This window comes from Anabaena cylindrica UHCC 0172 (genome assembly GCF_034931625.1).
Classification (GTDB): Bacteria; Cyanobacteriota; Cyanobacteriia; order Cyanobacteriales; family Nostocaceae; genus Anabaena; species Anabaena cylindrica_A.
Map to the genome: position 1 here is coordinate 1 of NZ_JAYGGY010000083.1, position 13,611 is coordinate 13,611.

The window sequence follows — 13,611 nt, forward strand, 5'->3', positions numbered from 1 at the left end:
AAAATCGGGGCGTGGTGGTCGTTGATTTCCGTTCCCTTGACTGGGAGGATTGGCAGGTACGCCCAGAGCAGCCTTTAATTGTTGTTCAGTGACACCCAACTTCGCTGCTGCTGTCTTAAAATCGGGGCGTGGTGGTCGTTGATTTCCGTTCCCTTGACTGGGAGGATTGGCAGGTACGCCCAGAGCAGCCTTTAATTGTTGTTCAGTGACACCCAACTTCGCTGCTGCTGCTTGAAAATCGGGATGTGGTGGTCGTTGGTTAGGCTGTGGTGAAGCCTGGGCAATTTGATAGGATGGATTAGCAGCATTTACCTGATTCAGCGAAATCGAACCAAATGTACCAGCCAGAAAGAAAATTGCTGTTACGACTACTGTTCTATTAAGATTCATGGTTATCCTCCGACAAATTAGATCGTTGATATTTCTGATTTAACCGACTCAAAATTACAGTTCGCCCTGCGTCTGAATTACAGTTTTGTAATTTTTGTACCTAATACACTGCTCAAATCATGCTGTCTGAAGCCCAACATCAAAGGTTGCTGCATAGCCTTGTCTATTCTTAGTAAGCTTGAGTAACATTTGCTCGCCACCATCTTGAAAAATTCCGTCATCAGCATTTTTCTGGATGCGTTGTCCCTTGCTGGCGTAGGGTGCTTGGCTGTAGATGCGATCGCTAATGGCATCATCAAAATATAATTGGGACGTAAACTCGTAACTTTGTCCTGATTGATTATTCGTGCGGACTTTAAAGTGGATATGCACAGTTCTTCCTGGATACCAACCAGGGTAAATAGTTGTGAACTGGACATTTCCCTGAGCATTGGTAATTTGGTAGCCGCGCAAAAACTTTTTGCCAACAGTATTAAAACTGCGGTCTGTTACGCCAGAATAGACACCTAATGCGTCACAATGCCAAACATCGACGATCGCACCGACTAAAGGTCTGCACCCATTACTACCGACCTGGGAAATATGCAGCTTCAGTTGCAGTGGTACGCCTTCTTTCACCGCACCATCCACCGGATCGGAACGGATATCGGAGCGATTAAGCTTCTCGTCTACGAAATAGGGGCCTTCAGTTTGTTCTGGACTGATGACACAGACAGGTGTAGATGATGCCAAAACGGTGACATCAGATTTTCTGGATACGCATCCCACCACAAATATTGCAGTTCCAGCGGCTCTAAATAAAGCCAGTGCTTCTCTGCGAGTGAGAATGCGACCTAATTGGTGATTATGGTTCATAATCTTCTACTTTTAACGATTATTCGGTCTTACCTGGTTGCGATCTATCTCCTGATGATGAGGTTGAGGAAGACGCTTTTTCTGTTGTGGACGGGGTTGGTGCTTTTTTACCTGTGGTTTTTTATTTGGTCTTTGCTGTTGTGCAACCGGTGGGTGGCGATGAGAAGGAATTTCTGCACTAGCTTGATTGGGTGCAACAAAACCGAATGTACCAATCACAAAAGGAATTGCTGCTACGGCTAAAACTCTACGAATATTCATGATCATTAACCTCGAAAATTACTGTTGCTGACATTTCTGATTAACTCACCTGAAAATGACAGCTTGCCTAGTTTGTTAATTACACTTTTGTAATTTAATGAAGGAATGCTAAGAGCGATCGCAACTCTTGGCTTCTGTGAAATATTCACTCAGGTAAAATTTGAACGCTAACATCATGCTACTTTCCTACCTCTTCCAACAATTTTTGCGTGGTAGTGGCAGGATCTATGTATGTGCGGAGATACTATTAGTAGTGTTAATCAGAACCTTATTTGATTTATGAATACAGAAGAGTTACTCAGACTATATGCTAGTGGCGAAAGAAGCTTTATTGGCGTTAATTTAGGGGATGCCAATCTATTGGGTGTTAACTTAAGTGAAGCTGACTTGAGTAATGCGAATTTAAGGCGTGCCGAATTACATGGTGCGAATCTGCGGCGGACTATTCTTCGAGGAGTTAATTTAGAAAATGCAAATCTACGCTACACAATTTTAGATGAAGCAGATTTAACTAATGCTAATTTAACCGAATGTAATTTACAATATGCCAGTCTCAAGGGAGGTAAGCTAAAAAATTGTCACTTCTTAGAGAGTAGTTTGGAAGGAGCTAATCTAGAAGGTGCAAATTTTGAGAATGCACAAATAGTTGATACTAGTTTTCAGGATGCGAATTTGAAAAATGCTAATTTCAGGAATGCTGAAGCTTGTGAAACTTCTGGAATTCCAGAATTTGTATATGCTATTTTGTGCAATACTATTATGCCAGGCGGTAATATTCGCAACGATAATTGTAATCCCACAACCACTAAAGATAATTTGTTGCAACGCTATGCTGCTGGAGAAAGGGATTTTACCAATAATTTTGCTTACGTTGAACTGAGGCTTTCTGATTTAGAAGGAACTGATTTAAATGGGATACAGCTTCCTGGTATCAAATTATGGAATGGCAGCTTAAAAAATATTAATTTAAGCAATGCAAATCTTAGCAGAGGAGCTTTATTAGAAATTTATTTACGTAATGCAAATTTGTTAGGTATAAATCTAGAAGAAAGTGACCTGAGAGGTTCATCTTTCAAAGATGCTAATTTGAAAGGAGCAAACTTAAGAGGAGTTAGGCTTGATTTAGGTAATTCTGGAGGTTTTTTAGCAAGCCTTGAAGATGCAGACCTTGAGAGTGCTGATTTAAGTAACGCTAATTTAACAAGAGTGATAGCAAGCAATGCAAATTTTACTAAAGCTACTTTAGTAAATACAAATCTTAGCAAAGCTGATTTAATTCATGCGAATTTTAGTGAAGCTAATTTAGAAGGAGTAAACGTTAATGAAGTTCTCTACAGTTCTGAAACAATTTTTCCTCCAAATATCGACTTATCCGAAGCTATCCTTGTCGCTTCGGCAGTAAATCTTTCTAACTATCACAAGTATATTTTGTCAGGTAAAGACCTACATAATCTTAATTTAAGTGGAGCTAATCTTAGCGGACTAGGTATGAATAATGTGAATTTAAGTGGCGCAAACCTTAGTGGAGCAAATTTAAGGAATACTCAGCTAATTTATGCTAATTTAAAAGGTGCAAATTTAATAGGAGCAAATCTTAGCAAGGCAAATTTAGGTAGTTGCAATTTAAGTGATGCTGATTTGAGTTACACTACCCTGACTAATGCAATATTAGAAGGTTGTTTTTATAATTCAAAGACTATCTTTCCTGTCGGGACTGATTTATTAAAGGCTAAATATTTGGAAGCTGGCGCGAATTTATCCAAGATTGATTTTAGCAGAATTAACCTCAGTGGTACAAATTTATCAGATGCAAATTTGAGTGGTTCAATTTTGCGACATATTGACCTAACTCTCACTGATCTGAGCAATGCAAATTTAAAATATGCGAATCTAGAGGGTGCTATTGTAGAAGATACAAATCTAGAAGGAGCTATATTTTGTAGAACTATTATGCCTGACGGTAGTGTGAGGAATAACCATTGTTAGATAAACGCTCACAAAAAGTAAATCATAGCCCACTTAATTAATAAATTACAGATTTGTAATTTAAGTAAAAAGATGACAAATATATAATGAAAAAATAACTGAAGTAGTAAAGACTTGTGAATGTTCTATTTGTCGAAGATGAAGCGAAAATTGCTAACTTTGTCCGGGCTGGATTGAAGGAGCAAGGATTTGTCGTAGATTACTGCGATAACGGTGATGAAGGATATCTGCGGGCATTGGATAACGAATATGATGCGATTATTTTGGATATTATGATTCCGGGAAAAGATGGTTTATCTATTCTCAAACAACTGCGGCGAGAAGGGCGCAATACTCCGGTGATTTTGTTGACGGCTCGCAATGAACTAGACGATCGCTTGGCAGGTCTAAATTTAGGCGCAGATGATTACATTACTAAACCGTTTTTTGTAGAAGAATTAGTAGCTCGTATTCATGCGGTTGTGCGCCGGAGTGTAGGAGAACGCCAAAATCTCCTGATTGTGGGGTCAATTAAACTCGATCGCATTACACGAGAAGTTACTTGCAATCAAAAAGCGATAGAACTCACCAGCCGCGAGTTTAATCTCTTGGAATATCTGATGCGCTCTCCGGGAAGAGTTTTCACCCGTACCCAAATCCTAGAACACATTTGGGGCTATGACTTTAACCCCAATACCAATGTTGTAGATGTATGTATCCAGCGTATTCGCAAAAAAATTGACCCTATTGATGAAGCTAGTTGGATTGAAAGTATTCGCGGTGTTGGCTATCGGTTTCGCAAACCAGAATCTTCATTATGAAACAACTGCGATCGTTTCGACTCCGGATTGCTCTGTTGTCTGCGGCTCTAGCTGGCAGTACATTAGTAGGATTTGGTGCAGTCTCCTGGTTTCAGATTTACAATGCCAAGATTAGCCGACTCGATGCAGAATTGCTAAATCAGTTGATGCGAGCAAGTCGTCCACCTATAAAAGAGCGATCGCCTATTCCAGAACGCATGGAAAGGGAGCGCAGCCCATCTCTGCGCCCAGAATTGCTATTCTTTGGTTTGGAAACCAATACCAAAACCCCCATCGCGCTGTTATCACTTGACGCAAACGGCAACACAGTCTCTCAATCTAACTCTCTACCTGCTGATATTGAGGTGAACAATCTGTTGGTTAAGCGTCTTCAATTAACACCTCTACCACCTCCCCCTCCTAGAGAACGACCAAATCCATTGCCTTTTCGCCCACGTCCTCTGCAATTTGTCACTGCACAGACAACAACAGCAACTTGGCGGATTGGTGCCGCTAAATTTCCCAATACTCAGATTGCGATCGCTGTGAGCCTACAATTGGTCAATCAAGAGATGGCTACAATTCGTAATATCTTCCTTGTTTCTATTCCAGTGGCGTTGCTACTGGTTGCGGTTGGAGCGTGGTTAATTTCTGGTGGGGCGTTGCGTCCTATCGTTCAATTAACCGGTGTTATTCAACAGGTAACAGTCAAAGGGCTAGATCAGCGAATTCCCATTGGGACAACGGATATTGAGTTTGTGGAACTGATTGAGGTGTTTAACCAAATGCTGTCACGCCTGGAACGCAGTTTTACCCAAGCTTCCCGCTTCAGTGCAGACGCAGCCCACGAACTAAAAACTCCACTAACCATTCTGCAAGGCGAACTAGAAAGAACCCTGCAACAGGTAGACAACGGAAGTGTTGTGCAACAACGCCTCAGCAATTTGTTGGATGAAGTACGCCGCCTCAGTGGAATTATGCGGAAACTTTTGCTGCTATCTCTAGCAGATGCTGGACAAATGAGCTTGTATTTGGTTGAGGTGGATATGTCACAGTTGCTGATGGAGATGGTAGAGGACGTAGAACTGCTGGCTCCTCATTTAAGCTTACAAACTGACATTCCTGCTGGACTTAAGGTACAGGGCGATCGCGATTTGCTCATGCAAGTTCTACACAACCTGTTGAGTAATGCCATCAAATACAATCTTACCCACGGTTGGATCAAGATTTATGCACAGCAAATGCAAACAAATATCCACATCACTATCGTCAATGCATCAAAAGATATTCCCGCAAGCGATCGCGATCGCCTTTTTGATCGCTTCTATCGCGGCGATCCGGCACGTACCCGCCAAGTTGAAGGAATTGGACTAGGACTCAGTTTAGCTCGTGAAATTGCTCGCGCCCATCGTGGTGATCTTACCCTAAATTCCATATCTGACGCTCAAACTGCATTTACATTTACTTTGCAAATAACTCAAATTACACAGGTAACAAATTAGGATAAATAAATATTTTATTGAAATTTAACATGATAAATGATTAACGGGTTATCTGATATTTGTACACATCCTATAGGTAGATTAATTAAAATTCAAGTAGGTTTAAATTATCTACATAATTAATCAGTGAATCAGTGGTTGATTGGCTATTTCTTCTAAGCCAATTGAATTTAGCAAAGTTGTCCACTTTTCTACTAAAGTCTTATTTTGAGGATTGGTCAGGCGTAATTCAGCTAAACTCATAATAGCATCGTACCAAACACCGTTTTCGGCATAGAGCGTTGCCTTTTGTTCGAGTTCTGCTTGTTTGAGTTGTTCAGTTAATTGTGAATTTGGGTTAATCCTTTGCACCCAACCATCTGTATAATCCAGCTTTGTCGGTTCTTTTTGATAGCATTGAACCCGCACCTTAAAAAACCAATGATACATTTTCCCCACCTGTAATGAGGCTTCAGAGGGAGGTAAATGAACGCTCATAATTCCTGGTGATTCTGGTGGTGTTAGATAGGTACGATATAAAGTTTTACTTTTGTTATGGGTTTGCTCTTGCAAAACAAACTCTATGTTGGCTATAGATGAGGCATTGTAGGGAACAAAAAAGAAGAAATCAGGATTTTCGGTGTTTGTTAAACCCCAAACTTGAGTTATAGTAACCGCTTCCTGTTTACCTTGGCTAAGAGTCTGTTGATAGGTTGGTACTAAGGCTGTTACCGTTTGACTACCTGCGGTGCATCCACGGCTTGCAGCCCCACTTCTAGAACCAGCTGCACTACGGTCTGGTGGTGGTGGTGGTGGGATAAATTTGACTGAGGTAAAATGATGATTAACTGGTAAAGCTTGAAGTTGTAGAGGGAAGCATATGTTACTACTTAATGCTATCCCTAAGAGTATGGTTAATTGAAGATTTTTCATAATTTGTAGTCAAGCAAAAATATATTTTTATGGTTATTTGATAGGCTTGATGACAGCTATTACAATGACAGCATTACCTCCTAAAGCGATCGCCGCAGGTACAAAGGGAATCCAAGAACTGTATAGTATTAATAATACCAGGCACAAACCGTATAAACTCAGGAGTGCTACCCCAACTACCAATCCTAAATAATTAGATTGTCGCACATATGCAGCAAGTAAACCCCCTGTGATAGCCCAACCCCAAAACCAAATCACTTCACCCCAGAGATTCCAAGTCCATAATAGAGGTCTTCCATCCAAAGCTGCACTCAACAACTGACTCACCATCTGTGCTTGTAAACAAACTCCTGCTATTTCTTGCGGTTTACCTTGAGGGGAAGCGTAGGGAGTCAATGAATAATCACGAAAACTTTCGGCTGTTGTGCCAATCAAAACTATTTTGTCTTTCACTGCATCGGTTTTTAGTTTACCAGCTAATGCTTCTTGTAGAGTGATGCGGGGTGCGATCGCTTCTAAGTTGGGAAAGGAGCGATAATTAAGTAAAATTTGGTGTCCCAAAGCGTCAATACCTTGGTATCCTCCGGTATGAGCCTCAATTGGTTTTAAGGTCAGCTTACCTAATTGCCATGCTCCATCAGGGCTAAATTGTAACTTAATTCCTTCTCGATATAAATAACGAAGAGCCAACTGTACATTTAAAGCATAAGGTGCAGTACAGGGAGATGTGGGAGGGGGAGTTAAAGCCAAGAGATGACGGCGTACCACATTATCGGCATCGACCACAATATCACTAAAGCCAAGAGCATCAGTAGAGACTTCTGGCGGTGGTTTGATACCTGGTTTGTTAGTTTGGGGGTTACTAACTTGACATACTGCCACAAAGCGATCGCTTTTTCTTATGCGTTCTGCTAACTTTGGATAAGCCGACTGTACAGCATAATCTCGATATATATCCAACCCAATCACCCTTGGTTGATACGCCTCTAATTTGGCTAATAACTTATCCAAAGCCTCATCTGACAAAGACCCCCGCCTGTTGGGAGATTGAGCTTGTACGTCTTCTTCTGTAATTTCAATTATCAGTATACGAGAATCTGGTTGTTCCTGGGGACGCAGACGCAGTAAGTGGTCAAACGCCATTAATTCCCATGATTGCAGTAAACCAAAATACCGCACTCCCATTAACAATGGTGTTATCACTATGCTGGTAAGCATAACCACAGATAAAGCTTGTCGTAGCTTAATACCTCCTCTATTTGGGTTTTTGGATAATATGGTTTTTATTTGCTGACTATTCTGGTTGACATATAATTCTCGCCATAATAAAGGCATCATTGCCTGATTTTGATAAATTACAGGCAACCAAGTAGCACAGGGAAATTGAGTTTCTAGTCCTTGCAAACGTTCCCTCGCCTCTCTGACTGCTATGTATAAAGATTCACCACTGGCAAAAGCTTCTAAAAAATACTTCAGGAATTCTTGCGCCACCATATCAGGAACTGGTTCACGCATGACAATGATTTGGGGTATATGCAAATCTGCAAACTCTCGCGCCAAACCCAAACCATCACAGGAATTAAAAATTGCTAAATGTAAACCTCGTTCTACCGCTTTCCGCAAGCCATACTTTAATTGAGTAATTGTCAAGCTTTCCGTTGGATTAATATCAATTTTCCCTTGATTACCACTTCCGTCAGTAGCACTATGTCCCGCGAAAAACAAAATCTGCCAGTCTTGTTCCCATAATTGGTCAGTCAGGTCTTTACTTGATGGCTCGACTAGTAAGGTAGTATTAGCGTGAGGTAATTCTTTCAATATTTGACTGTCTGTTTGGATATCAATTCCCTGACTATTACCCAAAATTGCTAAAATTTTCACCTGTGATTGAGGCAGTGAGTGTCGGCTAACTTGTTCATAACTAGGCGCACTCAGAGCAATTTCCGCTTTGGGATAGCGTTCTAATAAATCCCATAAATGCCAAGGAAGTTTTTGTAATCTCAGGTCATTAGTTTGGAGGAGTACGCGGATATGGTCTTCTGGTAAAAGTTTTTCCAGCCATTTTTCGCGGATAGGACGAAAATTAGTCGATGATAGCCAAGTATTTAAGTGAAATTTCAAATTATCCGCCGCTTTTTCGCAATCTTCAAAGGAAGGGGTTTGTGTCGATTGCTTAGGAATACCGATAGGGCGACCAGAAAATTTGAGTTGACAGTAAATAGACTGCCATTGATGGTAACAAAGGGCAATTTCTGGGTATGGTGGTAGTTCGCCACTAATTTCTACAATTGGCCGCACATTTTCATCACCAATTTGCAGTGTTACAGGAAATCCTGCCTCAAAACTACCTGTGCCTAACTTTAAAACTATTAACTTGCCCAACACCATTACCCCAGATATGGCGACGTAACTTACTTTAGTACAGGATGCTACGCTAATATATACGACTGTTGTCAGGGTCTATGCAGTGAATCAAGCCGTCAACAGGCTCCTAACCATGACTGTAAATCAGCCACACTAGTAAAATCTAACAGTGCTTCACTCAAATCTTCAAGAATAGGCAAAGGTAAATCAGAAATTATGGAGCGCATTTTTGGGGAAATTTCTCCAAATCGCTTCGTTAGCAGTCGCACAATTAAATTGACTGTTGCTTCCTCGCGCCCTTCCTCGCGCCCTTCTTCGCGTCCTTCTTCTTTAATTTCTCGGTAAACTCGTGTTTCCTTGAGAGTTATCCCTAGCATTGTTTCCACCTCTGTTCTGCTTAATTCTTCAAATTTGTACACCATGATTGTGGTGATTATCTCTATTATGGCTCGACTCGTGGGAGATGATACTTCCTGACGAGTTCTAGTTAACAAATATCTTGCTGCTTCTGGAGCTTGTTCTTCCTGTACTGTAGTTAATACCATCAGTGCAACCCAAACAGGTAAGGTACGAATATCGCCCAATTCATCCAAATAAACTCGATGTAATTGTCCGCCATTCAGGAATGAGCGATGGGGATTAATATCACTTTGTTCAAGACTGCGAGATGGATAAATTATTACTGCTTGCCAATCGCTAAATCTGTCACGGTTGCGATAAAAATACAGTGAGGACTCAGCCAATACCCGTTCATAAAGCCTTTCATCTTTTTGAAATTGTACCTCACAGAAATACACCACTCCTGCACCTGCATTTTCCGGTGGCAGAAATACACCATCAATTTCAAATTTAGGTTCTTTGACTGCTACTGAATCAAATCGATAACTATCACCATTAGTTGGCGGATTTGTTAGTAATTCAAATAAAAGAGTGGGATATTGTTGAAATAGTTTGTAAAAAATTGAGTCTCGCCGCATGAAAAATTCCCATTTTACTTAGAAACAACTACCACTAGAGATAGACAAACCACGAGGGTTAATATTTGGGACTTGAGTTACTAAAGATACAGTACCGTTTTTATCGACAATCCAGCCTTGCGCCTCGACTATTTTAGGTGGAGGAGATTGAAGACTTTCATTGATCACGTTATTATTTTGATGAACATCGATCGCATCTAATGTTATCCATCGTGCTGTAGATACTTCACCTTGGAATGGTTCTATGGGACTGCGGGCAATTCCTCCTCTTCCTGTGACAGTGAAAGAACTACGTCTAGCGGCATTTCCGGGGTTACAACTAGAGACAATTTGTTGTGACACATCTATAAAATTATCTGGTAACTCTAGTAAGCCACGACTAGGGTCTACATCAGGTGTATTAACTGTGACTGTACCTGTTAAGCCAAACTGGGAACTAGCATCAATATCGTTAGTATTATTAGCCGGTATTGATGGGCGTTGTTCCCAATTAAAAATACTACGAGCGTTGATGTTGATATTGCCACCTCGCCCTTGAAAGGCATTGGCAGTAATATCGCTATTTTCATTAGGGACGGCAACGATAAAACCACTATCAATCAAGATGTTGCCACCATCTCCACCAGCCTGATCAATACCTGCGGTAGTGGAGATTTGACTGTTACGGCGTAATAACAAGATTTCGTCGATTTGGAGCATAATATTTCCACCTTGACCTGATGTAGTTGTGGCTGAGAGAACCGCTTTATTGTCTAGCAACAGGTTACGAGCTTCCACTTCTAGATTACCTGCATCTCCTAATCCCTGATTGTTTACGCCAATTGTGGCTCCATCTCGCAGTGTTAAATTATCGGTTTCAATCCTCAAGTTTCCTGCTGTACCAATACCTTGAGAGCCAGTAAACAAACCACTAGGAAACTGCTGACCCGACTGATCTCGAAAAAAGGGTCGATTGGGAACCTGTGGAACTGTGCCAATTAGTTCAACTGAATCAGAAGCTTTGATAAAAAGATTTCCACCTTGACCGCTACTAAAAGTCCCAACTCCTATTTGCGCTCCGTCTTGAACAATTAATTGAGCCGTATCAATGGTGATTTCACCTGCGTTGCCCTCACCGCGAGTAGTAGCAAACACAATAGTAGGATCACCATTATCAGAAGTTCCAGTTAATTGGATCTCAGTAGCCTGGATATTAATGTTTCCTCCCTTGCCTGTACTGTTCTCAAAGACGGCAGCTAAAGTTTGTGCGCCTTGGCTAGCGATAAACCTTCCCGTATTTACTGTCACAGTCCCACCGTCGCCAGATCCTTGAGTCTGCGCTCTCAAACCACTCCCAAAACCTGCTGCCACTACCTCTGAGGCATTAACGAGTATATTGCCTCCCTGACCCTGATTAGAAGTAGAGGTAGTTACCCTTGCCCCATCTAGTAAAACTAGGCTTCCTGTGTTGACTATTACAGTACCACCCTGACCCTGATTAGAAGTAGAGGCAGTTACCCTTGCCCCATCTAGTAGAACTAGGCTTCCTGTGTTGACTATTACAGTACCACCCTTGCCAATACCAGAAGTTTGTGCTTCCAAACTGCTGATAAACCGACCTTTTTGAGCAATGGCTTCTATTGACTCCTTCGCATTCACAAGTACATCGCCCCCGCTCCCCGCACTGGTAGTTCTGGAGTTTACCTGTCCGCCATCCTGGAGTATTAGTTTCCCTGTATTGATCTCTACTCTACCGCCGTTTCCTGTCCCAAAAGTCTGTGCTGTCAATCTGCTAGGAAATGTTCCATTTTGGTCAATGCCAATCACTTCTACTGATTCCCTTGCATTGACGAGTATATTGCCTCCATTACCCTGATTAAACGTGGCGGCACTCACCTGTGCGCCATCCTGGAGTATTAGCTTCCCTGTATTAATTTCTAATCTACCGCCATTTCCGGTACCTTGAGTCTGTACTCCCAATCCACTAAAAAATATACCATTTTGATCAATGCCAATCGCTTCTACTGATTCCCTCGCGTTGACTAATACATCGCCCCCATTACCTTGATTAAAAGCTGTGGCGCTTACTTGTCCACCATCCTGGAGTATCAGTTTCCCTGTATTAATCTCTACTGTGCCGCCCTCACCAGTACTATCACTGGCAGCAAATAAGCCACTAGGCCCAATTGGCGCAATACCAATAGCTTCCACTGACTCTGAAGCATTCACCAGTACATTTCCTCCACGTCCCTGACTAAAAGTTGTGGCACTTACCTGGGACCCTTCTTGGAGTATCAGTCGTTTAGTTGTTACCTCCACACTGCCGCCATTGCCAGTACTATCACTAGCAACAGAAAATAAGCCACTAGCAAAACTTCCAGTTTCAGCAACTCCTGTCGCTGAAACTAAATCTAACGCGTTGACAATAATTTTTCCTCCACTGCCTTGGTCAAAAGTACTAGATGAGACTTGCGCTCCATTTTGGAGAATCAATTTTCCGGTGTTGATTTCTACATCACCAGCTTTTCCAAGACCTGTTGTTTCTGTTAAAAATAAACTAGCCTCGCCATTGGAGGCGGTGCCACTAGCTTCGATAGAGTCAGAAGCTCTGATGCTGATAGTTCCTCCACTTCCTTGACCCCTCGTTAGGGATAAAATCGATGAACCATCTTGTAGTAGCACTCGCCGTCCTTGCATTTGAATATTGCCACCTCCAGCACCACTAGTATCAATAGCAGCAGTTTGAGAGAGGCGGATTTCTTGGAAGTTCTGCACGCTTTGATTGCTCAATTCCCAGCCGGGGTTAATTGGTGTAAGACCGACTAAACCCTCTCCTTGAACGCTCCAAACTTCAACTCGCCCTGATTCGGCGCTCAAACTTCCGCCTTCCAGCACAACTTCACCACCAGCCAGAGCCAAGGTTTGACCTGGTTTGACTTCTAGACCACCAGTGCGATTGACCTCAAGTACCTCACCAGTATCTTGATTAATTCTTAGTTCATTACCCTGCCCCTGAACGAGAATTCTGCCTGGATTTTGTCCGTATTGCAAGCCAGTGGGAACATTGAGAGTTAGCAAAGGAGGAGTAGAGGGGTTAGTAGTGCTAAATTCTATACCATCATTAAATGTGATGCTTTGGGCTGTACTGGCCAAAAAGGAACCACGGAGGTCAAGCCTCGCATTAGATCCAAAAATAATGCCATTGGGATTTAATAAAAATAGATTCGCTCCACCATTGACACCAAGTGTCCCCAAAATAGTTGATGGGTTAGTTCCAGTTACTCGACTGAAAATGTTTTCAATTCCCCCAGGATTAGCAAAAAAGATTCGTTGTCCATTCCCAATATTGAATTCTCGAAAACTGTGAAATAGGTTTGTACCTCTAATAGCTCCGCCATCAACCTGATCAGCAAGAAGACCATCTATACTAACATTCGGAGTTAGCATAGAACTTTCAGTGCCTAAGGAGGAATCAGAGGTAATCTGAGCTTTGGCTAAATCTGCGGATGCAGTGTATGCTGCACATACGGCTATTAAACTGGCTAACCTAAATCGCCAGCACCAAGATGAACAGCTTAGACCCATGATTACCATCCTCAACAATAT

Annotated in this window: 9 protein-coding genes and 1 pseudogene; 3 read left to right on the forward strand and 7 right to left on the reverse strand. The window is 41.8% G+C overall.

From position 1 onward, the window contains the following. The 3 genes and pseudogenes from VB713_RS17045 to VB713_RS17055 all read right to left on the reverse strand — a co-directional run. Positions 1-390, reverse strand: a pseudogene (locus VB713_RS17045) (hypothetical protein); the annotation flags it as partial. Between the two features lie 117 nt (positions 391-507). Beyond that, positions 508-1,245 carry an intradiol ring-cleavage dioxygenase gene (locus VB713_RS17050; RefSeq protein ID WP_323312707.1) on the reverse strand — a complete coding sequence of 246 codons (738 nt, stop codon included), beginning with the start codon at positions 1,243-1,245 and terminating at the stop codon, positions 508-510. Between the two features lie 12 nt (positions 1,246-1,257). Continuing rightward, a complete protein-coding gene (locus VB713_RS17055) occupies positions 1,258-1,506 on the reverse strand; it encodes a hypothetical protein (RefSeq protein WP_323312708.1) in 249 nt (82 codons plus the stop codon). Between the two features lie 279 nt (positions 1,507-1,785). Between VB713_RS17055 and VB713_RS17060 the strand changes: the two genes are divergently transcribed. The 3 genes from VB713_RS17060 to VB713_RS17070 all read left to right on the forward strand — a co-directional run bounded on the left by VB713_RS17060 (position 1,786) and on the right by VB713_RS17070 (position 5,773). Beyond that, complete coding sequence (locus VB713_RS17060) at positions 1,786-3,492, forward strand: pentapeptide repeat-containing protein (RefSeq protein WP_323312709.1); 1,707 nt, start codon at positions 1,786-1,788, stop codon at positions 3,490-3,492. Between the two features lie 116 nt (positions 3,493-3,608). Continuing rightward, the gene (locus VB713_RS17065; RefSeq protein ID WP_323312710.1) at positions 3,609-4,292 is read left to right on the forward strand and encodes a response regulator transcription factor; all 684 of its coding nucleotides are present in this window, start codon (positions 3,609-3,611) and stop codon (positions 4,290-4,292) included. Continuing rightward, entirely contained in the window at positions 4,289-5,773 is a 1,485-nt protein-coding gene (locus VB713_RS17070) for a sensor histidine kinase (protein ID WP_323312711.1), read from the forward strand. The genes VB713_RS17065 and VB713_RS17070 overlap by 4 nt, the downstream gene beginning before the upstream one ends. Before the next feature lie 123 nt (positions 5,774-5,896). Here VB713_RS17070 and VB713_RS17075 read toward each other — a convergent pair whose 3' ends face one another. From VB713_RS17075 to VB713_RS17090, 4 genes are all read right to left on the reverse strand, one after another. Beyond that, entirely contained in the window at positions 5,897-6,685 is a 789-nt protein-coding gene (locus VB713_RS17075; protein ID WP_323312712.1) for a DUF928 domain-containing protein, read from the reverse strand. 33 nt (positions 6,686-6,718) lie between these two features. After that, complete coding sequence (locus VB713_RS17080) at positions 6,719-9,073, reverse strand: CHASE2 domain-containing protein (protein ID WP_323312713.1); 2,355 nt, start codon at positions 9,071-9,073, stop codon at positions 6,719-6,721. A 92-nt stretch (positions 9,074-9,165) separates the two neighbouring features. Next, a complete protein-coding gene (locus VB713_RS17085; protein ID WP_323312714.1) occupies positions 9,166-10,026 on the reverse strand; it encodes an Rpn family recombination-promoting nuclease/putative transposase in 861 nt (286 codons plus the stop codon). A gap of 18 nt (positions 10,027-10,044) precedes the next feature. Further along, positions 10,045-13,590, reverse strand: a complete 3,546-nt coding sequence (locus tag VB713_RS17090) for a filamentous hemagglutinin N-terminal domain-containing protein (RefSeq protein WP_323312715.1) — start codon at positions 13,588-13,590, stop codon at positions 10,045-10,047. Positions 13,591-13,611 lie beyond the last annotated feature (21 nt).

Bases quoted from the DNA above. Each gene is read 5' to 3' on its own strand.
- VB713_RS17050 (WP_323312707.1), bottom strand. From the start codon at position 1,245: ATGAACCATAATCACCAATTAGGTCGCATTCTCACTCGCAGAGAAGCA.
- VB713_RS17055 (WP_323312708.1), bottom strand. From the start codon at position 1,506: ATGAATATTCGTAGAGTTTTAGCCGTAGCAGCAATTCCTTTTGTGATT.
- VB713_RS17060 (WP_323312709.1), top strand. From the start codon at position 1,786: ATGAATACAGAAGAGTTACTCAGACTATATGCTAGTGGCGAAAGAAGC.
- VB713_RS17070 (WP_323312711.1), top strand. From the start codon at position 4,289: ATGAAACAACTGCGATCGTTTCGACTCCGGATTGCTCTGTTGTCTGCG.
- VB713_RS17075 (WP_323312712.1), bottom strand. From the start codon at position 6,685: ATGAAAAATCTTCAATTAACCATACTCTTAGGGATAGCATTAAGTAGT.
- VB713_RS17080 (WP_323312713.1), bottom strand. From the start codon at position 9,073: ATGGTGTTGGGCAAGTTAATAGTTTTAAAGTTAGGCACAGGTAGTTTT.
- VB713_RS17085 (WP_323312714.1), bottom strand. From the start codon at position 10,026: ATGCGGCGAGACTCAATTTTTTACAAACTATTTCAACAATATCCCACT.
- VB713_RS17090 (WP_323312715.1), bottom strand. From the start codon at position 13,590: ATGGGTCTAAGCTGTTCATCTTGGTGCTGGCGATTTAGGTTAGCCAGT.